This is a genomic window from Streptomyces sp. NPDC006393, assembly GCF_040628575.1.
Lineage (GTDB): Bacteria > Actinomycetota > Actinomycetes > Streptomycetales > Streptomycetaceae > Streptomyces.
In genome coordinates this window covers 1-22,521 of sequence record NZ_JBEXZD010000070.1, presented here as the reverse complement: position 1 = coordinate 22,521, position 22,521 = coordinate 1, and the positions used below count along the sequence as shown (strand labels likewise).

Here is a 22,521-nt window from a genome sequence, read left to right as displayed (position 1 = left end):
CGTCCTCTCGGCTGATCATCCCTCCCCTCGGCCCAGGCATCAGGAGGCCAGCGTGCCCGTCATCACCGCCCCCCACGCCTTCAACGAAGGCCAGCTCTACGTCGACCTCCAGCCGATCTTCGGGCGCTCGCTCTACCTGAAGTGCGAGGGCTTCAACTTCGCCGGCTCGATCAAGCTGAAGGCCGCTGTCGAGATGGTGGAGTCGGCGGAGCAGGAGGGACTGCTGTCCGAGGACTCGGTCCTGATCGAGTCCTCCTCCGGCAACCTCGGGGTCGCGCTCAGCATGATCGCGGCCAGCAAGGGCTACCGGTTCCTGTGCGTGACGGACTCCCGCTGCAACCTGTCCACCAGGCTGCTCATGGAGGCGCTGGGCAGCGAGGTCCAGGTCATCTCCGACCTGGACGCCAACGGCGGGTTCCTGGGCGCCCGCATCGACTACGTCCGCTCGTTGTGCGCCTCCGACGAGCGCTACGTGTGGCTGAGCCAGTACACCAACCCGGGCAACTGGCAGGCGCACCACCGCCGTACGGCGCCGGAGATCGCCCGTCAGTTCCCGCGGCTGGACGTGCTGTTCGTGGGAGCGGGGACCACGGGGACGCTGATGGGGTGCGCCCGCTTCTTCCGCGAGTGGCACCGGCCGGTGCGGATCGTGGCGGTGGACACCGTCGGCTCGGTCGCCTTCGGCGGCGAGCCGGGCCGGCGGATGATCCCCGGCCTCGGCATGAGCATGCGCCCGCCGCTGCTGGACGAGTCCTACGTCGACGAGGTCATCCGGGTGGAGGAGGCGGACACCATCCGCGCCTGCCACCGGCTGGCCCGCCGCGGGTTCCTGTTCGGCGGCTCCACCGGGACGGTGGTCAGCGGCGCGATGGACTGGCTGGCCCGGAACGAGACCCCTGGCCTCACCGCGGTGGCCATCGCCCCGGACCTCGGCGAGCGCTACCTGGACACGATCTACCAGCGGACCTGGCTGGAGGATCTGTACGGCGACCAGGTCCTCGGCGACGACCTGGATCCCTCCTCGGAGGAGGTGGCCGCCGGCTCCCCCGGCGGCGAGCCGGTGTCCCGGACGTGCGACCACCGCGGCGAGGCGTAGGGCTTGTCCGCAGGGTCCCGTTCCGCCGCGCGGCGTCTTGTCAGGACCGGGCCGGTGGCGTCCAGTCGGCGTGGCGGAGGATGGTCCGGAGGGTCGCACCGGAGGGGGCGAGCCGCAGGGCGGTGTTGCGGGCGGCGACGGCCAGGGGATTGCTCAACCGCTGGCCCATGCGGCCGGCTTGACGGGCCGCGCGGGCGACGGACTGGCTCCGTGGGCGGCGCTGTGCGTCGTAGCGGGCGAGGGCCGACTCCACCGTGGGTGCGGTGGCGAGCGCGGCCGCCAGGGTGGCGGCGTCCTCCAGGGCCTGGCAGGCGCCCTGACCGAGGTGGGGCGTCATGGCGTGCGCGGCGTCGCCGAGGAGGACGGTCCGGCCCGCGGTGTAGGCGGGCAGCGGAGTCGTCAGTTCGTGGATGTCGTGGTGCAGGACGTCCTCGGGCCGGGTGGCGTCCAGCAGGGCGGGGATCGGCGTGTGCCAGCCGGCGAACCGGCGGCGCACCGCGGCGAGGGGGTCGGTGTGGCGCAGGCCGGGCGGCGCGTTGAGCACGGCGTGCCACTCGGCCCGGCCGTCGCGGAAGGCGATGTGGCCGAACTCCGCGCCCGGGCCCCAGGTGAGTTCGAAGTCGGTGCGCAGCGCGACGGGGTGCTCGGTGATGGCGCGCAGGACCGTCGAGCCGCTGTAGGCGGGGCCGGGGTGGCGCGGGAACAGCTGGGCGCGCAGCCTGCTGTTCACGCCGTCGGCGGCCACGACCAGGTGGGCGTCCAGGGTGTGCGTGGGGGCCGGTGTGTCCGAGGCGTCCGAGGTGTCCGGGCTGTTCGGGCTGTCCGGGCTGTCCGGGCTGTCCGGGGTGCTCCCGCCGACGGTCACGCGCACCCGGCCGGGACCGTCCTGCTCGACGGACGCCGCCTCCGTCCCGATGCGCAGGCACTCGGGCGGCAGCGCGGCGCGCAGTACACGGTGCAGCTCGGCGCGCGGGATGCCGACGATCGGCGTCCCCAGCGCCTGTTCGAGCACGGCTCCGTCCATTCTGGCCAGCCATCCGCCGTCCGGGGTGCGGGTGCCCCCGGTGTACTGGGGCCGGGCGGCCGCGCGTACGGCGTCGCCGACACCGAGGGCGTCCAGGGCGCGCATGCCGTTGGCGTGCAGCGAGATGCCCGCGCCCACGTCCGCGAGTTCCCGGGCGCGTTCGAGCACCGTCACCTCCCAGCCGGCCTGCCGCAGACCGATGGCCGCGGCCAGCCCGCCGATGCCCCCGCCGACCACCACCGCGCCGTCACCCATGTCCGTCCTCCCGATGCCCGATGCCCGATGCGCAACCCACGACTCCCGGGTTTTCTACAGATGTAGAAGACCCGTTCCGAAGACTACGCCCGCGCCTCTACAGATGTAGAAACGGGGTGTAGAAATGGAGGGTGCCCAGGGACCGACGCGCCGTCCTCGCCGACGCCGCCATCGACGTGCTCGCCCGCAGCGGGATGCGGGGGCTGACCCATCGCGCGGTGGACCGGGAGGCCGAGGTGCCTCCCGGTACGACCTCCGCCTACTTCCGCACGCGTCAGGCCCTGCTCACCGCCCTGGTGCGGCGCCTGGTCGAACACGACCAGGCCGAGCTGGAGGAGACCGGAAGGAGGACGCCGGTGCCGCGCGACGCCGAGGAGCTCGCGGCCGGGATCACCGCCTTCATGGAGCGGCGGCTCACGGGGGACGGACGGCGGCGCTCCCTGGCGCGTTACGCCTGCGCCATCGAGAGCGTGCACCATCCGGAGCTGCGGGAGATCCTCACGCCGCGCGAGAACGCGGGGCGCGACGTGGTGCGCTCCTTCCTGGCCGCGCAGGGCGTCGGCGACGCCGAGGAGCGTACGGTCACCTTGCTGACCTGCGTGGACGGACTCGTCTTCGATCGCCTGGTGAACGGCGGAAGCGTCTCGCCGGCGGATGTCCGCGGCCTGGTGTCGGCGGCGCTCCGTTGAAGCGCGCGGCTGCGAGATGCCGCACAGGGCGCACCCCGGACTGGACGACATACCGACTAGTCAGGATGATGGTCGGGACCTGATGTTGTCGTCTCGTTCCCAGGAGCGTTCGATGAGCCCTGACCACCCGCCCGGACTCGACCTCGACCGGCTGCGCGGGCTGCTCGACCGAGAGCGTCCCGGCCTGGTGCGCGGCCCCCTGACCGGCCGGCTGATCGAGGGCGGTCGGTCGAACCTGACGTACGCGCTCTCGGACGGCGTCTCGAAGTGGGTCGTGCGGCGGCCTCCGCTCGGCCATGTGCTGGCCACCGCGCACGACATGAGGCGTGAGCACCGCGTGATCAGCGCCCTCCACCCCACGAGCGTGCCGGTGCCCCGCCCGGTGCTGCTGTGCGAGGACGAGGACGTGCTGGGGGCGCCGTTCTACGTCATGGAGTTCGTCGAGGGCACCCCCTACCGCACCGCCGACCAGCTCGCCCCGCTGGGCGAGGAGCGCACCCGGAACGCGGTGCTGTCGCTCGTCGACACCCTGGTGGAGCTGCACGCGGTGGACCCCGCCGGCGTGGGCCTCGGCGACTTCGGCCGGCCCGAGGGGTTCCTGGACCGGCAGCTGCGCCGCTGGGGCAAGCAGCTGGACGCCTCCCGCAACCGCGACCTGCCCGGCATCGACGAGCTGCACGCCACTCTCGGCCGCCGGCTGCCGGCCTCCCCCGCGCCCACCGTGGTGCACGGCGACTACCGCCTCGACAACGTCCTGATCGGGACCGTGGACGGCGCCGACAGGATCAAGGCGATCCTCGACTGGGAGATGTCCACGCTCGGCGACCCGCTCACCGACCTGGGCCTGCTGGTGATGTACTCCACCCCGCTGGGCATGCCCGAATCGCCCGTGTCCACCACCGCCCAGGCCCCCGGGCACCCCTCGCCCGCCGAGCTGATCGAACGGTACGCCGCACGCTCCGGGCGTGACGTGGGCGCCGTCGACTGGTACACGGCGTTCGCCTGGTTCAAGCTCGCGGTGATCCTCGAGGGCATCCACTACCGGTACACGCTCGGCCAGACGGTCGGCCGCGGCTTCGACCGCATCGGCGACCTCGTTCCCGTCTTCATCCGGCACGGCCTCACCACGTTGCACGAGGGCCTTCAGGAGGGCTGACCATCATGGACTTCGCGTTCGACGCGCGCACCGAGGAGCTGCGCGCCAAGCTCCTCGCCTTCATGGACGAGTACGTGTACCCCGCCGAGCGGGTCGCGCACGAGCAGCGGGCGCGGCTCGCCTCGCCGTGGCAGGACCCGCCGGTGGTGGAGGAGCTGAAGGCCGAGGCGCGCCGGCAGGGCCTGTGGAACCTGTTCCTGCCGGACGCCGAGTACGGCGCCGGCCTGACCAACCTCCAGTACGCGCCGCTCGCCGAGATCACCGGCCGCTCCCCGCAGCTGGCGCCCACCGCCACCAACTGCGCGGCCCCGGACACCGGCAACATGGAGGTGCTGGCACAGTTCGGCGACGACCGGCACAAGAAGCAGTGGCTCGAGCCGCTGCTGGCGGGCGAGATCCGCTCGGCGTTCGCGATGACCGAGCCGGAGGTGGCCTCCTCGGACGCCACCAACATCACCACGCATATCGAACGGGACGGTGACCAGTACGTCATCACCGGCCGCAAGTGGTACATCTCCGGCGCCATGCACCCGGACTGCCAGATCTTCATCGTGATGGGCAAGACCGACCCGGACGGGCCGGACATCCGCCGCCAGCAGTCGATGGTGCTGGTGCCGCGCGACACCCCCGGTGTCACCGTCGAGCGGGCCATGCGGGTCTTCGGGTACGAGGACCACTACCACGGCGGCCACGCCGAGGTGGTCTTCGACCACGCCCGCGTACCGGTGTCGAACCTGATCGGCGAGGAGGGCGGCGGCTTCGCCATCGCCCAGGCCCGCCTCGGCCCGGGCCGCATCCACCACTGCATGCGGCTCATCGGCATGGCCGAACGGGCGATCGAGCTGATGTGCAGGCGGGCGGTGTCCCGCACGGCGTTCGGCAAGGCACTGGCCCAGCAGGGCGTCGTCCAGAACTGGATCGCGGACGCCCGGGTCCAGGTCGAGCAGTTGCGGCTGCTGGTCCTGAAGACGGCCTGGCTGATGGACACCGTGGGCAACAAGGGCGCGCACACCGAGATCCAGGCCATCAAGATCGCCACGCCTCGCACGGTGGTCGGCATCCTGGACCGGGCGATCCAGTTGCACGGCGCGGGCGGCGTCAGCCAGGACTTCCCCCTGGCCGAGCTGTACGCGGGCGCGCGCACCCTGATGCTGGCCGACGGCCCGGACGAGGTCCACCAGCGGTCACTGGCACGCCGCGAGCTGAAGAAGTACCTGTGAGCCCCGGCGGTGAGGGGCCCGCCCGGCCCCTCACCGCCCCGGCTTCCGTCCTCGGGTAGGGACGACCGCCGAGGGGTACCCCGGCAGGCATGGCTGGCATCGAACTCTCTAGCAGCGCCTTCAACGATCACGCCTTCATCGCGCGTCGGTACGCGTTCGAGGCGGAGAGCGTCTCACCGCCGCTGAGGTGGAGCGGCGCGCCGGACGACGCGGCCGAGCTCGTGCTGCTGTGCGAGGACCCCGACGCGCCTTCAGGCACCTTCGTGCACTGGGCCGTGGTCGGCATCGATCCCCACAGCGAGGGCGTCGCCACCGGCGAGTGCCCGCCGGGCGGCACCGAACTGGTCAACGGCTACGGCGAACGGGGCTGGGGCGGACCGCATCCCCCGCCGGGGGACGAGCCGCACCGCTACTTCTTCCGCCTGTACGCGCTGAAGGAGCCCTGCGTCCTCCCGGACGCGCCCAGCGCCACCCAGGTGCACGAGGAGGTCGAGAAGCGGCAGCTCGCCAGCGGCACCCTCGTCGGGCTCTACCGGCGGTGACGGCCCTTGGGCCGATCCCCTGCCGGATTCCGTACCGAACCAGGGCAATCCGGTGCGTCCCGGGCGGGTACCCGAGCCAGGTGTGGATGTGTCCGCCTACGAAGCCAAGTGGCCGGGGAGTGATGACCCATGATGTCCGAGACGGTGTCGGTGCCCGCCGATCGCGTCAACCTGGACGGCGACCTGTCCGTTCCGGTGGCGGCCGAGGCGATCGCGGTGCTCCCGCACGGCGTCGACAGTTCCCGGCAGAACGCGCACAGCCGGTCGATCGCCGCCCGCCTGCACGCGGCCGGGATCGCGACCCTGCTGGTGGACCTGCTCAGCAAGAGGGAGGAGGAGCGCAGGGCCACGGAGAGCGGTGAGCACCTCTTCGACGTGGCGCTGCTGTCCCGCCGCCTGGTGGCCACGGTCGACTGGGTCAAGATCCAGCCCGACACACGGGCCATGCCGGTCATCCTGTTCGGGGTCGGCACCCAGGCGAGCTCGGTGCTCGAAGCGGCGGCGGACCTGCCGGACCGGGTGCTGACCGTGGTGCTGTGGGGCGGCCTGCCCGACCCGGGGACCGACACGATCAAGCGGGTCCGCGTCCCGGTGCTGTTCGTGGCCGGCGGGCGGGAGCCCGGAGTGCTGAGGCTGACCGAGAGGGCCGCCCACCGGCTGCACGTGCCCCACGCCGTGCGCGTGGTGCCCGGAGCCACCCACCTGTTCCAGGAACCGGACGCGCTCGACCAGCTCGTCGACATCTCCAAGGAGTGGTGTGCGGAGCGCCGGCGGTACGCGGAGACGACCCGCCCGTGACCTGAGACGACCCGTGACCTGAGACGACGAGACGAGACGACCCGCCCGTGACCGTGACCTACCGGCGCGGGCGGGTGACGATCAGGCCCCGCGCTCACGCCGCATCCGGCGCACCACCACCGCCAGATCGACCGCCGCCGACACGGCGAGCGCCGCGCACACGGCGGCGACGGCGACGAGGGCGCCGCGGGCCGGGCTGTCGCCGGGGCTCCAGTCGGCCGCCCAGAGCGCGAAGAACGCCGCCGCCGCGCAGAACAGCGGCACGAAGACGGCGGACAGGAGCAGGCGCAGCCCCAGCGGGCTCTGCGCGGTGGCCGGCTCGGTGCCGGTCCGCGGGAAGCGGCGGCCGATCATTCCGGAGCGCGCCCGCGGCACCGGTTCCCGCGTCCGGTGGGCGTCGTCCCGTGCCGCCCATCGAGGGGTCCGGTCGCCGTCGGTCCGCCGCGGGTTGTCGTCGGTCATGGCGTGCGTCCTCCAGGCGCTCGCACGTGCTGCCACCTGACGCGCACCCGGGTACCCGGCCCGATCACGGCCAACCGCGGTACGGCGCGCGGGGACGGGTACGCGGGATACGTCCGGGGAATCCGGCGCGCGCCGCCACCGGGCGAGCGTGGACCCACACCGGGAAGGGGCTGACGCGATGGTCACCGAGCGGCGTTCGGGCGGGACGGTGGCGCACCGGCTCATCGAGGAGCACCTCGTCGAGGGTCATATGGTGGCCGGGGAGGAGATCGGCCTGCGGATCGACCAGACCCTCACCCAGGACGCCACCGGGACGCTGGTGATGCAGGAGCTGGAGGCCCTCGGCCCGGAGCGGGTGCGCACGGAGCTGAGCGTGCAGTACGTCGACCACAACCTGCTCCAGGCCGACGAGCGCAACGCGGAGGACCACGCCTTCCTGCGCTCGGCCGCCCGGCGCTACGGCATCTGGTACTCCAAGCCCGGCAACGGCGTCTCGCACCCCACCCACATGCAGCGCTTCGGCGTCCCCGGCAAGAGCCTGGCCGGCTCCGACTCCCACACCTGCGCCGCGGGCTCGATGGGCATGCTGGCCATCGGCGTAGGCGGCCTGGAGGTGGCGCTGGCCATGACCGGACAGCCGCTGTACGTGCGCATGCCGCAGATCTGGGGCGTACGGCTCACCGGCACCCTGCCCGAGTGGGCCAGCGCCAAGGACGTGATCCTGGAGATGCTGCGCCGGCACGGAGTCAAGGGCGCCGTGGGCCGCGTCCTCGAGTACCACGGCCCGGGGCTGGCCCACCTGACCGCGATGGACCGGCACGTGATCGCCAACATGGGCGCCGAACTGGGCGCCACCACCTCGGTGTTCCCCGCCGACGACGCCGTGCGCGCCTTTCTGCGCACCGAGGGCCGGGAGCACGACTTCCGCGAGATCGCCGCCGAACCCGGCGCCCGCTACGACCTGGAGGAGGACATCGACCTGTCCGGTCTTCAGCCGCTGATCGCGCGGCCCACCTCGCCGGGCAACGTGGTCGCCGTGCGCGAGGTGGCGGGCGAACCGATCGGGCAGGCCGTGATCGGCTCCTCCGCCAACCCGGGGCTGCGCGACTTCGCCATGGCGGCCGCCATGGTGCGCGGCCGGCAGACCTCTCCCGCGGTGAGTTTCGACGTCAACCCGACCTCACGGGAGATCCTCCAGGACCTCACCCGCGCGGGCGCCACCTTCGACCTGCTGGCGGCCGGCGCACGGCTGCACCAGGCGGGCTGCCTGGGCTGCATCGGCATGGGCCAGGCCCCCGCCGTCGGCCGGAACTCGCTGCGCACCTTCCCCCGCAACTTCCCTGGCCGCTCGGGCACCGAGGAGGACGCGGTCTGGCTCTGCTCCCCGGAGACGGCGACGGCCTCCGCGCTGACCGGCGCCATCACCGACCCGCGCGACTGGGCGTCCGAACACCACGTGCCGTACCCGGAGTTGGAGCTGCCGGAGCAGGCCACGGTGAACGCCGCGATGCTCGAGTCCCCGCCGCCACCCGACGAAGCCGCCCATGTCCAGCTGGAACGCGGCCCCAACATCTCCGCCCTGCCCGAGCTGGATCCGCTGCCCGACACCATCGACGTCCCGGTCCTGCTGACGGCCGGCGACGACGTCTCGACGGACGAGATCTCACCCGCCGGGGCCAGGGCGCTCCCCTACCGCTCCAACATCCCCAAACTCTCCGAGTTCACCCTCACCCGGCTCGACGCCGACTATCCGCGGCGCGCGGCCGAACTGCGGGACGGCGGCGGGCATGTGATCGTCGCGGGCGAGAACTGGGGGCAGGGCTCCTCCCGCGAACACGCCGCGATCACCCTGCGGTACCTGGGGCTGCGCGCGGTGATCGCGAAGTCCTACGCCCGGATCCACTGGCAGAACCTGGCCAACTTCGGTGTCGTGCCCCTGGAGTTCGACGACCCCGCCGACCACGCGCGCATCCAGCCCGGCGACCGGCTGCGCCTCGACGGACTCCACGAGGCGCTGGCGCCCCGGGGCCCCTCGACGCTCACCGCCCACAACACCACCCGTGACGAGCGCTACCGCCTCCACCACCGGCTCTCCGACCGGCAGCGCCGGGCCGTCCTGGCCGGAGGCGCCATCCCCGCCCTCGCCCGCTGTGCGGGAGGGAACGGCCCTACGACCGAGGAACGACACCGATGACCGACGAACACCATGGCAGGGTCCTCGTGGGAGTCGACGATTCGCCGCACTCCCGGCTCGCCCTGAACTGGGCGGCCGCCGAAGCCGAGTCGAGCGGCCGGGCATTGCGGCTCGTGCACTCCGTCGGCCCCGGCCCCGAGGTCGGCTACGACGAGACCGGGGCGGGCCTCACGCAGGAGGTCTTCGAGGCGGCCACCGGCATGCTGGACGACTGCCGGACACTGGTCGCCTCCCGGCATCCCCGGCTGCCGGTGGACACCGCCCTCGTCCACGGCGACCCGGCGGAGGCCGTCCTCGACGCGGCCGAGGACGCGGACGCCGACATGATCGTGCTCGGCACCCGCGGGCGGGGCGGCTTCGCCGAACTGCTGCTCGGCTCGGTGAGCCTGAAGGCGGCCGCGCACGCCGGCCGTCCGGTGGTCGTGACCCATGGCGCCCCTGACCCCGCCACGGGCGGCGACATCGTGGCCGGGATACGCGACGACCGGGACGAGCCGGCCGTACGGTTCGCCCTCGCCGAGGCGGACCGCCGCCGGGCCACCGTCCGCCTGGTCCATGCCTGGACGCCGCTGCGCCATGCCGGTCTCACGGTGCCGCAGGTGGACGACGTGGACGAGGAGCGGCACGAGCACGCGGAACTGCTGAGCCGGGCCGCCCGTCCGAGGAAGGAGTTTCCCGAGGTGAACGTGGTCACCGAGCTGGTCGCGGGCGCGCCCGCCTCCGCGCTGGTGGAGGCATCGAAGGAGGCCGGCCTGCTGGTGCTTCCGCGTCACCCGGCCGAGGGCCGGCTGGGGCTGCCGCTGGGCTCGGTGACGCACGCGGTACTGCACCACGCGGCCTGCCCTGTCGCCATCGTCCCCGTGCGGTAGTCCCTTCCCGGTCCTGCGGACTTCCGGACCTCCGGACTTCCGGACCTCCGTCCCGGTGGTCCCTTTCCGGTTCAGCCGGCCACGGCCTCCCGGCGGGCCACGACCCGCTCGATGTCCTCGCGTTCCAGCAGGCCGAGGAGGTGTCCCTCCGGATCGGTGACCGGTACGGCCGTCGTGCCCGATCGTGTCATGCGCTCCAGCAGCGGGACGAGTGGCTGGTCGGCACGGACCGTGGCCGGGCCGGGCCGAAGGACGTCGTCCACGACTCCCCCGGTGCGGGCGGCGGCGTCCTCGTGCCGGAGAAGGCCGATGACCACCTGCTCGGCGTCGGTCACCACGCCCACCCGCCGCCCGGTCTCGTCCAGCCTGGCCAGGGCCTCGTCGATCGACTCGGCGACCGTGCAGACGGGCACGTCGCGGTCGGCCACGTCCCCGGACAGCGGTGTGGAGGCCAGCGCTCCCTCCCTCGGCAGCCCCGCCGCGAGCCAGTCCGCCTTGCCGGGCACGTAGTCGTACACCTGGCGGAAGCCGAGCTGTTCGAGCCGGGCCGCCGCCCGCGGGCTCAGGTCGCACAACTCGTCGGCGCAGTAGACGATCACGGGCCGGGCGAGGTCCAGCCGCTCCCGGGCCTGCCGGTCCAGGTCGCGCAGCCCGATCCGCAGCGCGCCCGGAAGATGGACCAGCTCGTACGGCTCCTGCGGCAGCACCTCGACCAGCTGGGCCATCTCCTGCTCCACGAGACGGAACACTTCCTGCCGGTCCATCAGTCGCGTCGGCATCGTTCCGCTCCCTCCGGGCGTCCTCGTACTCCTCCGGGGCCGGTGCCGGCCGGCGAGGTCCCTCCTGGCCGGCCGGGTACCCGAGCCGGTACGGCCCACACGGCGGGGGCCGTTTCCCGGCCCGGCCGTGGGGCACCCGGGATCCGGGCGTGCGGATCGGCGGCGGACGGCAGGAGGGCGCCGTGCAACTGGAGGAGTTCCTGAACGAGGTCCGCGACCGCGGGGAGTACCAGAGCCGGGACGAGGCCGAGCACGTCAGCACGGCCGTCCTGTGGGTGCTCGCCACCCGGATCGCCCCCGAGGAGGCCGACGACCTGGCGGCCCGGCTGCCCGCGCCCCTGGACGAGGCACTGCACCTGGAGCGGGGCCGCCCGGAGTCCTTCGGCCTCGAGGAGTTCCTCTGGCGCGTGGCCGAGCAGACCGGCGCCCGGCCGCGGACCGCCCAATGGGACGCGTGCGCCGTCCTGTCCACCGTCGCCGATGCCGTCCCCGGCGGGCGGGTCGACCATCTCCTGTCCCGGCTGCCGACGCGGTACGCGGAGCTGTTCGGCAGGACCGGTCCGCAGGCAGGGAGCCCGCAGGCAGGGAGCCCGCAGGCAGGGACCCGGCAGGCGGCGAGCAGTGAGCAGACCTGACCCGCGGACGACCCGGCCCGCACGCACGTGCCGGGAGGACGACCGTGCCTTTCCGTGACCGCACCGACGCCGGCCGGCGACTGGCCCTGAGACTCGTGGAATGGGCGGACTCCGGTGATCTCGTCAACCGGCTGGTCCTCGCCCTGCCCCGCGGCGGGGTGCCCGTCGCCGCCGAGATCTCCCGCGCTCTGCACGCGCCGCTGGACGTCCTCGTCGCCCGGAAGATCGGCGCGCCCGGCCGTCCGGAGACGGCCGTCGGCGCCGTCGTCGACGACGAGCCCCCGGTGTTCGACCGCCGCAGCCTGGACGCCCTGGAGCTCACCGAGGACGCGTTCGACTCCGAGGTCACCCGGGAGCGCGACGAACTGCGCCGCAGGGAGCACGTGTACCGGGGCGGCCGCCCCGCGCCGGACGTCCGCGGCCGGGCCGTGGTCCTGGTCGACGACGGTCTCGCCACCGGCCTGACCGCCACCGCCGCCCTGCGCCATCTGCGCCGCCAGGACCCCGGACGGCTGGTCCTGGCCGTGCCCGTGTGCAGCCCTCGCGCGGCGGACGAGCTGCGCGCCGAGGCCGACGACGTGGTGTGTCTGGAGCAGCCGGGGTCCTTCCGCGCGGTCGGCGAGTGGTACGAGGACTTCGCCCAGCTCTCGGACTCCGAGGTGGTCGACACGCTCCGCACCTTCCACGCCACGGCGTGAGACGCCTCCGTGCCGGCTCGGCGGTCAGGTGCGCAGCCACACCGCCGTGTCGGGCGGCAGCAGGCCGTCGGCGTCCAGCGGGCCGCTGGCCAGCAGCAGCGTCCGGTGCGGCGGGAGTCCGGCGGGGCGGCCGGAGAGGTTGACCACGCAGACCAGGCCGTGGGTCCGGGCGAAGGCCAGGACACCGTCGTCGGCCGGCAGCCAGGTCATGGGGCCGTCGCCGAAGCCGGCGGCGGTCCGGCGCAGCCGCAGGGCCTCCTGGTAGAGCCTGAGCATCGACTCCGGCTCGGTGCGCTGCCGGTCCACGGCGTACCCGGCCCAGTCCGCCGGCTGCGGCAGCCAGGGCTCGGACCCCGCCCCGAAGCCGCACCAGGGCGCGTCCTGGTTCCAGGGCAGCGGGATGCGGCAGCCGTCGCGTCCGGGATCGACGCCCCCGGAGCGGAAGTGCATGGGGTCCTGGATGCGGTCCAGCGGCACCTCGGCCTCGGGCAGGGCGAGCTCCTCGCCCTGGTACAGGTAGACCGAGCCCGGCAGGGCGAGGGTGAGCAGGGCGGCGGCGCGCGCACGCCGGGTGCCCAGCCGCAGGTCGGTGGGGGTGCCGAAGGTCTTCGTGGCGAAGTCGAAGGAGGTGTCGGCGCGGCCGTAGCGGGTCACGGTCCGGGTGACGTCGTGGTTGCACAGTACCCAGGTGGCCGGGGCCCCCACGGGTGCGTGCTCGGCGAGGGTGTCGTCGACGGCCCGGCGCAGCCGGTCCGGCTCCCAGGGGCAGGTGAGGAAGTTGAAGTTGAAGGCGGTGTGGAGTTCGTCGGGACGGAGGTAGCGCGCGAAGCGCTCGGCGTCCGGGAGCCAGACCTCGCCGACGAACACGGCGCCGTACTCGTCGGCGATCGCCCGCCAGGAGCGGTAGATGTCGTGCAGTTCGTCCTGGTCGATGTACGGGTGCGGGTCCACTCCCTCCTCGAAGTCGGCGAGCGCGGGGTCCTTGACGAGCAGCGCGGCGGAGTCGATGCGCACGCCGGCCACTCCGCGCTGGAACCAGAAGCGCAGGATCTCCTCGTGCTCCTGGCGGACGGCCGGGTGGGCCCAGTTGAGGTCGGGCTGTTCGGGAGTGAACAGGTGGAGGTACCACTCGCCGTCGGGCACCCGGGTCCAGGTCGGGCCGGAGAACTGCGACGGCCAGTCGTTGGGCGGCAGCTCGCCGCTCTCGCCGCGGCCGGGCCGGAAGTGGAACAGCTCCCGCTCCGGGCTGCCGGGTCCCGCCTCCAGTGCGGCGCGGAACCACGGGTGCCGGTCGGACACGTGGTTGGGGACGATGTCGACGATGATCCGGATGCCGAGTTCCGCGGCCTCCTCGATGAGCTTCTCGGCCTCGGCGAGGGTGCCGAAGGCGGGGTCGATGGTGCGGTAGTCGGAGACGTCGTAGCCGCCGTCCACCATCGGGGAGGCGTACCAAGGGGTGAACCAGACGGCGTCGACGCCGAGTTCCGCGAGGTAGGGCAGTCTCGCCCGGACTCCCGCGAGGTCCCCGGTGCCGTCGCCGTCGCCGTCGGCGAAGCTGCGCGGATACACCTGGTAGATGACGGCGTCGCGCCACCAGTCGTCGGTGCGGGGCGAGTGAGGGACTGCCACGTGAGGTCCTTTCGGGCAGGGTGGATCTTCGCCGCCGGCCCGGGGCTGCGGGGCGTCGGACGGGCCGGCGGCGAAGGCTGGTGAGAAGGAAGGCGGGGGGCGGCGCGCGGGGGCGCGCTCAGCCCTTGAGTCCGCCGGCGGTGAGGCCGCTCATGATGTTCCGCTGGAACACCAGGAACACGATCAGCGTCGGCAGCGAGGCGATCGTGAGTGCGGCGATGAGGACGTTGACGGGAACGCCGTTGGAGAGCGAGTAGATGCCCACGTTGAGGGTCTGCTTCGACGGATCGGGCAGGGTGAGCATCGGCCAGAGGAAGTCCTTCCAGACGCCGACGACCGCGAAGATCGACACCACACCGAGGATCGGCCGGGAGATGGGCAGCACGATCGACCACAGGACGCGCATCGGGGAGGCGCCGTCCATCGACGCGGCGTCCAGGAGTTCCTTCGGGACGGAGTCGAAGAACCGCTTCAGCAGGAAGATGTTGAAGGCGTTGGTGACCGACGGCAGCCAGATCGCCCAGGGCGTGTTCAGCAGGTTGCGGTGCACGATCGGCACGTCCAGGACGGTCAGGTACTGGGGCACGACCAGCACGGTCGCCGGGATCATCAGCGTGGCCAGCATCATGCCGAGGATCGCCTTGCCGAGCACCGGACGCAGCTTGGACAGCGAGTACGCGGCGGCGACGTCCAGGACGAGCTGGAAGGCCAGCGCGCCGAACGCGTAGAAGAGCGTGTTGAACAGCAGGCTGGACAGGCCCATGACGTCCCAGGCGCGGCTGTAGTTGCCCGGGGTGAACGACTTCGGCACCAGGGTGGGCGGCGTCTGGACGACCTCCTGCGCGTCCTTCACACCGCTGGAGGCCATCCAGTAAAGGGGGCCGAGGAACACCAGGGTGAAGGCGACGACGACCAGCGCGAAGACGGTCCAGTACAGGACCTTGCCGCGGGGGCGGGCGAGCTGGGCCGGTGAGATGAGTGTGCGTGTGGACATGCGGGTCTCCCCCCGGCTACTCGTGGTCGTTGCGGCTGAGCTTCACGTACACCGCCGAGAACCCGGCGAGGACGACGAGCAGCAGCAGGCCGAGGGCCGCCGCGGCACCGTAGTTGTTGAAGTTGAAGGCGTACTGGTAGATGAGGTAGACGACCGTGGTGGTCGAGCCCTCGGGTCCGGCGCCGCCGGTGAGCAGGAACGGCTCGACGAAGACCTGCATGGTCGCGATGATCTGCATCAGCATCATCAGCGACAGGATCAGCCGGGTCTGCGGGATGGTGACGTGCCAGATCTTGCGGAACAGGCCGGCGCCGTCCAGTTCGGCCGCCTCGTACAGCTCGCCGGGGATGCCCTGGAGGGCGGCGAGGTAGATGAGCGCGGCGCCGCCCATGTTCATCCAGGTCGAGGCGATGACCACGGACAGCATCGACAGGTCGGGGTCCTGAAGCCACTGCTGCTCGGGCAGGTGCAGGACCCGGAACACCTCGTTCAGCAGGCCGTATCCGGGGTCGTAGAGGTACTTGAAGAGCAGCACCGAGGCGACCGGCGGGAGCATCACCGGCAGGTAGACGAGCAGCCGGAGGTAACCCTGGCCGTGGCGGAACTCGTTGATGACGATCGCGGTGACGAAGGGCACCGCGAAGCCGAGGAGCAGCGCGAGCACGGTGAACAGCAGCGTGTTGCGCCAGGCCTGCCAGAAGGCCGGGTCGTGGTAGACGGTGGTGAGGTTGTGCAGGCCGACCCAGGTGACACGGCCGTCCTCGGTCTTCTGGAAGGCGAGGAGGAACTCCCTGATCATCGGGTACCAGGAGAACACCGCGAAGCAGACGACCGCTCCGATGAGGAAGCCATGGGCGGTGAGGTTGCGTCTCAGGCTCTTGGCGAGGCGTCCGCCGGGTGGTGCGGGAGCCGCTGTGCGCGGGGGTGAGGGGCGGGCGTGGTCCGCCGTGCTCGGGGTCAGACTGGGGGCCGCCATCGTCTCTCCTTGGTGCTGGGCCTCGGTACCGGGCCGCCGGTTGCCGGCGCGCCGGGGTCGCGTGTGGTCGGGTCCCGTGCTGCCGGGACCGGGTCGCGGTGTGCCCGGTGGGGGCGGGTCCTTCGGGCCGCCCCCACCGGGGACCGGTCACTGGTTGGCCAGGACCTGGTCGACCTGTGCCTCGGCGGTGGAGAGCAGCTTGTCGATGTCGGCGTCCTTGTTGGTGAGGACGCCGGACATCGCGTTGTCGAGGACCTTGTAGATCTCCTGTGCCTTCGGCGGTTCGGCCTTGCCGGGCACCGGGTTGTCCATGAACGTCTTGAAGTTCTCGACCGGCATGGTGGCGTTGGTCCTGCGTGCGGCGTCGTCCTTCTTCTTGGAGTCGCCGAGCCAGAAGTTGGGCTGCGGGACGCCCACGGGGAGCTTGTCGGCCTTGGTGCGGGCCCAGTCGAACTGGCCCTTGCCGACGGTGAGGTTCTTGAAGTTCAGCCAGGCGATCGCGGCCTTGATCTTGTCGGAGGAGATGCCGTTCTTGATCATGTAGTTGTTGCCGCCGGCCAGGGTGCTCTTCTCGCCCGGGATCGGGCCCATGCCGAAGTTCTCGTACTTGGCGCCGAGTTGCTGGACCATGTACGCGATGTCGTCGGGGGCGGCGAGGAACATGCCGAGCTTGTCGGTGGCGATCTGCTTCTGGAGGTCGCCCCATTTCAGCAGCTGGGTCTTGCCCATGCTGTCGTCCTCCCAGCGCATGGCGTGGAGGTTCTGCAGCACCTGGCGGCCGATGTCGTTGTTGAACGCGGCCTTCTTGCCGGTCGGGTCCACGATGTCGCCGCCGCGGCTGTACATCTGCGCGGTGAAGTGCCAGCCGCCGGTGTTGGCGGCGCTGTACTCGCCGTAGCCGGCGATGCCGTGGCCGAGGCCGGCGATCTTCTTGGCGGCGGCGCGGACCTCGTCCCAGGTGCGCGGCGGGTTGTCGGGGTCGAGGCCGGCCTGCTGGAACAGCTTGCGGTTGATGAGCAGGCCCATGGTGTAGTTGCTGGTGGGCAGGCCGTAGAGCTTGCCGTCGTGCTTCAGCGAGGCCAGGACGTTCGGGTCGATGTCCTTCAGCAGCGGGACCGTCTTGTCGTTGACGTAGGCGGTGATGTCCGCGGCGCCGCTGTTGTCGAGCACCTGCGGCAGGTCGGTGAAGTACGTGTAGAAGACGTCGGGCTGGGAGTGGGCCTTCAGCATCGCGGTGAAGCGCGGGGGCTCCAGGCACTGGCCCGGAGTGGACCGGCCCTCGATCCGTACGTTCGGGTACTTCTTGTTGAACTCGGCGACGTCCTCCTTCCACTCCTTGAGCTCGGCCGCCTTCGCCGCGGGAGGCATGCAGTCGATCGTGAGGGTCACCTTGGTCTTCGGGTCCAGCGGGGCGGCCGGGTCCGAGGAGCCACCTCCTTCGGAACCACCGGAGCCGTTGTTGCTCGCGCTGGTGCCGCAGGCGGCGAGCGCGGTCAACGTGAGCGCGGAGACGAGGGCGACCGCGCTGGCGCGGCGGGTACGGCGGAACCGGGCACTTCTCATGGGTGGTCCCCTTCGGGCATGAACGGTGAGGTCGCCCCACCGTCGGTGCGACGCGGTGCGTTGTGGGGCGCGACACACTCAACCACCGCCCGCAGATGAACGCAAGATGTCGCGTCAATTTCGCAATTGTTTGACAAGCCAGGTTGATTGCGTGAGCGCGAAGACTGCGCAAGGCCGGAGGCCCGCGGTGTCACAGGACCCCGAGCGGGCCGTACAGGGGCCCTGCGTCGGCCTGGACGTCAAACGCACGCAAGGCCGGTGCAAGGCTCCGCAAAGAGCTTGCACCGGCCTCTTGGCACCGGCTTCACGGGCCGCCGGCGGCCCGCCGTCGCGATGCGCCGCTACGGATTGATGTTGATCTTGAAGGTGGACGTGGTGTTGCGGATGTCGACGGCGTTGTCGCTCAGCTTGAGCCCGTTGAACGTCACCTCACCGACGGCCGGGCCCTGGCCCGCCTCGGGCATCTCGTTGGCCCACAGGCCGAAGCCCGACTTGGCGTCGTAGGCGTCCCCGCTCTTGTGGGCGCCGGAGACGGAGACGTCCGTGAAGACCGTGTCCTTGATGGGGTACTGCGGCTGGCCGCCCGAGTAGTTCGTCTGGAACATCACCCCGCTGTAGGTGGGATCGACGATGTCGACGTGGTTGACCCGGATGCCCTGGAACACCTTCGACGCGGAGAACAGCCAGATGCCGGGGAAGGTCTGCGCTCCCCAGAAGTGGCCGCCGGCCCGCTCGATGGTCACGTTCTCGAACGTCGTCGGCTCGGTCCCGAAGCCGTTCATCGGATAGCCGAAGTCCAGGGAGGAGATGGTGATGCCGGAGTACACCAGCGTGTCCGCGATGCGGATGTTGCGGAAGGTGTTGTTGTAGCCGCCGTAGACGGCCACACCCGCGGCCCGCCAGGTCAGGGTGGTCGTCAGGTTCTCGTAGACGTTGTTCTTCTCGTCCGCGCCGCCCGCGTCGATCGCCGAGAACAGCGCGAAGCTGTCGTCGCCGGTGGCGCGCGCGTCGTTGTTGGTCACATGGTTGTCCGTGGAGCCGTTGGTCATGTTGATGCCGTCGGCGAACATGTCCCGGATCCGCGAGTCGCTGATCGTGATGCGGTCGGTGTTGGCGCCCCAGTAGAGGCACACCATGTGCTCGTTCCAGATGTCGTCGATGACGATGTCCGACACATTGGAGAAGTCGAACACCTTGCCCGGGCCGTCGATGCGCGAGGTGTAGTTGCCGAAGTAGGCGAAGCCCTTGAACAGCGAGCCCTTGGCCGTGGCGTCGGCCCGGAAGCCGATGTCGGTGTTCTCCTGCGTCGACGGCGCGTGGAACGTCGTGTACCAGGGGCCGGCGCCGACCACGTTCACGGCCTTGCCGTACACCTGGAACTTGTTCGACGTCTCGTAGTCGCCGGGCGGCAGGTAGACACCGACGAGCTTGCCCGTGGTGTCCATGCGGACCTTGTCCAGGGCGTCCTGCACGGCCTGCTGGGTGAACCCGGCGGGCACGGTGTACGCGGCCGGGTCCGGGTTGGCGACCGGTGCGGTCTGTTCCAGGTTGATGAAGTCGATCGCGTAGGTCGAGGTGTTGGCGGCGTCCTTCTGGAGCCGGATCCTGCTGCCCTTCGCAACGGTCTCGCCCAGCAGGATGTGCGCCTCGTCGTAGATGTGCCGCGGGGCTCCCGAGCCCGGGGAGTTGCCGGGCGCGCTCTCCGCCCCGTAGAGCCAGGCGTACTTCGACGTCAGCGGCAGCGCCTTCTTGAAGACGCCGTCGACGTAGACGTCGATGGTGGAGTCGATGCCCCCGCCGCCCGGCGCGTCGGGGATGGAGAAGCGGGTCACCAGGGTGTTGGTGGCGGCCCGGGTGGTGAACTCGACGTACTCCCCCGTCCGGTCCAGCTCGACGGCCTTGCGGCCGGAGGCCTCGCCCGCGATGTCGCCCACGGTGCGGTTGGGGCCGACGACGGTGGCGCCCCCGCCGAGGGTGCCGTCCTCCGCCTCGTACATGTCGTACGGCATGTTCGCGCCGCGTCCCACGAACAGCGGCTGGGTGGAGGTGTTGTTCTCGCGCTTGACCGGCACCTCGTTGGCGTCGGCGGCGACGACGGTCTTCACGGTGTAGGAGCCGTTGGCGGCGGTCCAGGTGCCGAGGTCCACGTCGGCCGAGGAACCGGCGGCGAGGACACCCGTGTAGGTGCCGGTGAGTGTCTTGACCGTGTCGCCCTGGGAGTCGGCCAGGGTGAGCGTGACACCGTGGTCACCCCCGGCGCTGGGCTGGGTGCCCTGGTTCTTCAGCCTGACCTTGAACGTGACGTTCTGGCCGGCCGACGGGCTGGACGGCGAGGTGGTCACCGAGGACACCACGAGGTCGGAGGTGTCGACGGGCTTGACCACCAGCGGATCGGGACTGGTGTAGGTGTTGTTGGACTCGTTCTGCTCGATGACCGCGTCACCGTCGTCGGCGACCGCGCTGAGCTGGTACGAACCGGCGTCCCGCCGGCCTATGGACGCGGTGACGGTGGTCCTCTCGCCGGCCGCCAGGGCACCGACCTGCGCGGTGGCGACCTTGGAGCCGCCGAGGCGCACGGCCAGGCTGCTGGCCGGTGCGTCGGCCGGACCGCTGTTGCGTACGGTGGCGGAGACGCTGATGGGGTCCGACTCCACCGGGGCGGTGGGCGACACGGTCAGCCCGGTGACCTCCAGGTCCGGGTTGGGCGCCGGGACGCCGATCACCTGGAACTCGGCGACCTGGCCCGCCGTGGCACCGGAGTTGGCCGTGAACTTCAGCTGCACATCGGCCACCCGGGCGGACACCGGAATGGAGACGCTGTTGCCGTCGGCCGGATCGAAGGTGTAACTCTTGGCGCTCACCAGGGACGTGAAGCCGTCGGCGCTCTGCTCCCGGCCCAGGACCTCGATGGTCTGCGTGCGCTTGGACCAGGCCGGGTCGGGGTTCAGCCTCAGCACGAGACGGTCCAGGTCGGCGTTGGCGCCGAGCTTGACGGTGAGGGTGTTCGGGTAACTTCCGGCCGCGCCTTCCCAGTAGGTGGTCACGCTGTTGTCATCGGCGTTCGCCGCTACGTAGGTGTCCACCACGGAGGAGGCGGTGATGGGCTTGCCGACGGCCAGGTTGGACCCGCCGCCTCCACTGCCGTTGCGGGTCACGCTGTTGCTGGCGACGGACTTGTTGCCGGCCGCGTCCTTCGCCCGCACGTAGTAGGTCACCGTGCTCGTCGCGGGCTGGGTGTCGGTGTACGTCGTCACGTCACCGGTGACGGTGTCGCGCAGGGCGTTGTTGGCGTAGATCTCGTACCCGGTGACCTTGGTGTCGTCGGACGAGGCGGTCCAGGTCAGCTTGATCCTGCCGTCCGTCGTCTCCGTATAGTCGAGGTTCGACGGAGCGGTCGGGGCCTGGGTGTCGCCCTTGTCGCCGGTGCGGGTCACCGTGTTGCTGTCGGCCGACTGGTTGCCGGCCGCGTCGCGCGCGCGCACGAAGTACGACACGGTCTCGCTCGTCGGCCGGGTGTCGGTGTACGTGGTGACGTCACCGGCGACGCTGCTCAGCAGCGACCCGTCGGCGTAGATGTCGTACCCCGTCACCCCGACGTTGTCCGTGGCCGCGTTCCAGGTCAGCCTGATCTGGCCGGTGGCGGGCTCGGTGAAGGCGAGACCGGCCGGGGCGCTGGGGGCCTGGGTGTCGCCGGTGCCCGGGCCGTAGATCTCCAGCTCGGAGACCTGGGCGCCGGGCTGGGCGCTGTTGGCGGTGACCAGGACGCGGACGTAGCGGGTGGTGGTGGCGTCGAAGGCGATGCTCACCGAGTTCCCGCCCGCGGGATCGAAGGTGTACGCCTGGGAGGCCGTCAGGTCGGTGAAGTCGGTGCCGTTGGTGCTGCCCTGGATCTTCAGCGTCTGGCTGCGCCTGTCCCAGCCGGCCGGCAGCCGCAGCACGACGCGGTTGACGCGCACGGAGGATCCGAGGTCGGCCTGGAGCCACTGCGGGAAGGCGTTGTTGTCGCTCTCCCAGTAGGTGGCCCGGTTGCCGTCGCCCGCGTTCGCGGGGGCGTAGACCTGGGTGTGGCTGCTGGCGGTCAGGGTGTGGCCGGCGGCCAGGTTCGCCGAGGAGCCGTCGGCGGCGTGCACCTCCAGCTCGGACAACTGGGCTGTCTTCCAGCCGGTGTTGGCGGTGACGGCGATGCGTACGAAGCGCGTGCGTGCCGCCGGGAAGGCCACCGTCACGGTGTTGCCCGATCCGGGGCCGAAGGTGTACGAGGCCGAGGTCTTCAGCGTGCTGAAGCTGGTCCCGTCGGCGCTGCCCTGCACGGAGAGGGTCTCGGCCCGGCTCTCCCACGACGCCGGCAGTCTCAGGACGACCTCGTCCACGTTCTGCGTGCTTCCGAGGTCGGCCTGTACCCACTGCGGGAAGTCCGACCCGGAGGCCTCCCAGTAGGTGCCCTGATCGCCGTCGGTGATGTTCGCCGCGGAGTAGTCGCTCAGGGCGCTGCTCGCCGAGGCCCGGTCGCCCAGCGCGATGTTCGGTCCTCCCGAGGCCCGGGCGGTCACGACCGGACCGACCAGGGCCAGGAGGCTGCTCACGATCACGGCGCTCAGCGCCCGTGATCCCCGTCTGCGGAATCTCATCAGTCCCTCGTTCTCGGCCTCGCGTCTCATGCCGCGAGGCGCGGCTCTGTTGGGTACGTCGACAAGTGGCGGTGCGATGTCGCCAACTTGCGTAGGACGCTCAGAGAGTTCCAGAAGATTGTCAACTCGTCTACGGCTCAGGAACCGTGAATTGTGTGTGGCGCACGGCGAAACGGAGCCGGCCTCGGCCGGGCGCCACGAGGGTGTCCAGGCCCAGGGATATTAATACCAGTTGTAACTAATCCACATAAAGCAGCACAAGCATTGGAAAAAATAGTAGCTGAAATGGAGAGACGATACGATTTATTCCAACA

At 71.2% G+C, this 22,521-nt stretch carries 19 protein-coding genes; 11 read left to right on the top strand and 8 right to left on the bottom strand.

Features of this window, described 5'->3' with window-relative positions; genetic code table 11:
• Positions 1 to 52: 52 nt before the first annotated feature.
• The gene (gene sbnA, locus ABZ484_RS25430) at positions 53 to 1,096 is read left to right on the top strand and encodes a 2,3-diaminopropionate biosynthesis protein SbnA (RefSeq protein ID WP_358868230.1); all 1,044 of its coding nucleotides are present in this window, start codon (positions 53 to 55) and stop codon (positions 1,094 to 1,096) included.
• Between the two features lie 40 nt (positions 1,097 to 1,136).
• Here sbnA and ABZ484_RS25425 read toward each other — a convergent pair whose 3' ends face one another.
• Positions 1,137 to 2,375: an FAD-dependent monooxygenase gene (locus ABZ484_RS25425; RefSeq protein WP_358868229.1), complete on the bottom strand. Its 1,239-nt coding sequence runs from the start codon at positions 2,373 to 2,375 to the stop codon at positions 1,137 to 1,139.
• Between the two features lie 131 nt (positions 2,376 to 2,506).
• Here ABZ484_RS25425 and ABZ484_RS25420 point away from each other — a divergent pair, with 131 nt between their 5' ends.
• The 5 genes from ABZ484_RS25420 (at position 2,507) to ABZ484_RS25400 (ending at position 6,780) form a co-directional block, all read left to right on the top strand.
• On the top strand, positions 2,507 to 3,064 hold the full coding sequence (locus tag ABZ484_RS25420; RefSeq protein ID WP_358868228.1) for a TetR family transcriptional regulator C-terminal domain-containing protein: 558 nt from the start codon (positions 2,507 to 2,509) through the stop codon (positions 3,062 to 3,064).
• Between the two features lie 112 nt (positions 3,065 to 3,176).
• Positions 3,177 to 4,220: a phosphotransferase family protein gene (locus ABZ484_RS25415; protein ID WP_358868227.1), complete on the top strand. Its 1,044-nt coding sequence runs from the start codon at positions 3,177 to 3,179 to the stop codon at positions 4,218 to 4,220.
• Positions 4,221 to 4,225: 5 nt separating this feature from the next.
• A complete protein-coding gene (locus ABZ484_RS25410; RefSeq protein WP_358868226.1) occupies positions 4,226 to 5,440 on the top strand; it encodes an acyl-CoA dehydrogenase family protein in 1,215 nt (404 codons plus the stop codon).
• Between the two features lie 89 nt (positions 5,441 to 5,529).
• Positions 5,530 to 5,982 carry a YbhB/YbcL family Raf kinase inhibitor-like protein gene (locus ABZ484_RS25405; RefSeq protein ID WP_358868225.1) on the top strand — a complete coding sequence of 151 codons (453 nt, stop codon included), beginning with the start codon at positions 5,530 to 5,532 and terminating at the stop codon, positions 5,980 to 5,982.
• 129 nt (positions 5,983 to 6,111) lie between these two features.
• Positions 6,112 to 6,780, top strand: coding sequence for a dienelactone hydrolase family protein (locus tag ABZ484_RS25400; protein ID WP_358868224.1), 669 nt, complete (start codon positions 6,112 to 6,114; stop codon positions 6,778 to 6,780).
• A gap of 81 nt (positions 6,781 to 6,861) precedes the next feature.
• Here ABZ484_RS25400 and ABZ484_RS25395 read toward each other — a convergent pair whose 3' ends face one another.
• Positions 6,862 to 7,134 carry a DUF6343 family protein gene (locus ABZ484_RS25395; protein WP_358868247.1) on the bottom strand — a complete coding sequence of 91 codons (273 nt, stop codon included), beginning with the start codon at positions 7,132 to 7,134 and terminating at the stop codon, positions 6,862 to 6,864.
• A gap of 286 nt (positions 7,135 to 7,420) precedes the next feature.
• On the opposite strand from ABZ484_RS25395, the gene ABZ484_RS25390 reads away from it, so the two are divergent.
• Together ABZ484_RS25390 and ABZ484_RS25385 are read left to right on the top strand one after the other, a co-directional pair.
• Positions 7,421 to 9,436 carry an aconitate hydratase gene (locus ABZ484_RS25390; protein ID WP_358868223.1) on the top strand — a complete coding sequence of 672 codons (2,016 nt, stop codon included), beginning with the start codon at positions 7,421 to 7,423 and terminating at the stop codon, positions 9,434 to 9,436.
• Positions 9,433 to 10,305, top strand: a complete 873-nt coding sequence (locus ABZ484_RS25385; RefSeq protein WP_358868222.1) for a universal stress protein — start codon at positions 9,433 to 9,435, stop codon at positions 10,303 to 10,305. The genes ABZ484_RS25390 and ABZ484_RS25385 overlap by 4 nt, the downstream gene beginning before the upstream one ends.
• A 71-nt stretch (positions 10,306 to 10,376) precedes the next feature.
• Here the strand turns inward: ABZ484_RS25385 and ABZ484_RS25380 are convergent, their stop codons facing one another.
• A complete protein-coding gene (locus ABZ484_RS25380) occupies positions 10,377 to 11,084 on the bottom strand; it encodes a CBS domain-containing protein (protein WP_358868221.1) in 708 nt (235 codons plus the stop codon).
• A 149-nt stretch (positions 11,085 to 11,233) separates the two neighbouring features.
• Here ABZ484_RS25380 and ABZ484_RS25375 point away from each other — a divergent pair, with 149 nt between their 5' ends.
• Both ABZ484_RS25375 and ABZ484_RS25370 read left to right on the top strand, forming a co-directional pair.
• Complete coding sequence (locus ABZ484_RS25375; RefSeq protein ID WP_358868220.1) at positions 11,234 to 11,719, top strand: DUF2267 domain-containing protein; 486 nt, start codon at positions 11,234 to 11,236, stop codon at positions 11,717 to 11,719.
• A 44-nt stretch (positions 11,720 to 11,763) separates the two neighbouring features.
• Positions 11,764 to 12,417 (top strand): phosphoribosyltransferase family protein, encoded by a 654-nt coding sequence (locus ABZ484_RS25370; protein ID WP_358868219.1) that lies wholly within the window; start codon positions 11,764 to 11,766, stop codon positions 12,415 to 12,417.
• A 24-nt stretch (positions 12,418 to 12,441) separates the two neighbouring features.
• Here ABZ484_RS25370 and ABZ484_RS25365 read toward each other — a convergent pair whose 3' ends face one another.
• The 5 genes from ABZ484_RS25365 to ABZ484_RS25345 all read right to left on the bottom strand — a co-directional run bounded on the left by ABZ484_RS25365 (position 12,442) and on the right by ABZ484_RS25345 (position 22,207).
• Complete coding sequence (locus tag ABZ484_RS25365) at positions 12,442 to 14,046, bottom strand: glycoside hydrolase family 13 protein (protein WP_358868218.1); 1,605 nt, start codon at positions 14,044 to 14,046, stop codon at positions 12,442 to 12,444.
• Positions 14,047 to 14,164: 118 nt separating this feature from the next.
• Positions 14,165 to 15,040, bottom strand: coding sequence for a carbohydrate ABC transporter permease (locus ABZ484_RS25360; protein WP_358868217.1), 876 nt, complete (start codon positions 15,038 to 15,040; stop codon positions 14,165 to 14,167).
• Between the two features lie 16 nt (positions 15,041 to 15,056).
• Complete coding sequence (locus ABZ484_RS25355; RefSeq protein WP_358868216.1) at positions 15,057 to 16,016, bottom strand: sugar ABC transporter permease; 960 nt, start codon at positions 16,014 to 16,016, stop codon at positions 15,057 to 15,059.
• Between the two features lie 147 nt (positions 16,017 to 16,163).
• Positions 16,164 to 17,579 carry an extracellular solute-binding protein gene (locus ABZ484_RS25350; RefSeq protein ID WP_358868215.1) on the bottom strand — a complete coding sequence of 472 codons (1,416 nt, stop codon included), beginning with the start codon at positions 17,577 to 17,579 and terminating at the stop codon, positions 16,164 to 16,166.
• A 341-nt stretch (positions 17,580 to 17,920) separates the two neighbouring features.
• Positions 17,921 to 22,207, bottom strand: coding sequence for a discoidin domain-containing protein (locus ABZ484_RS25345; RefSeq protein ID WP_358868214.1), 4,287 nt, complete (start codon positions 22,205 to 22,207; stop codon positions 17,921 to 17,923).
• A 153-nt stretch (positions 22,208 to 22,360) separates the two neighbouring features.
• On the opposite strand from ABZ484_RS25345, the gene ABZ484_RS25340 reads away from it, so the two are divergent.
• Positions 22,361 to 22,521, top strand: a 161-nt coding sequence (locus ABZ484_RS25340; protein WP_358868246.1) for an FtsK/SpoIIIE domain-containing protein, incomplete at its 3' end; no start/stop codon positions are given.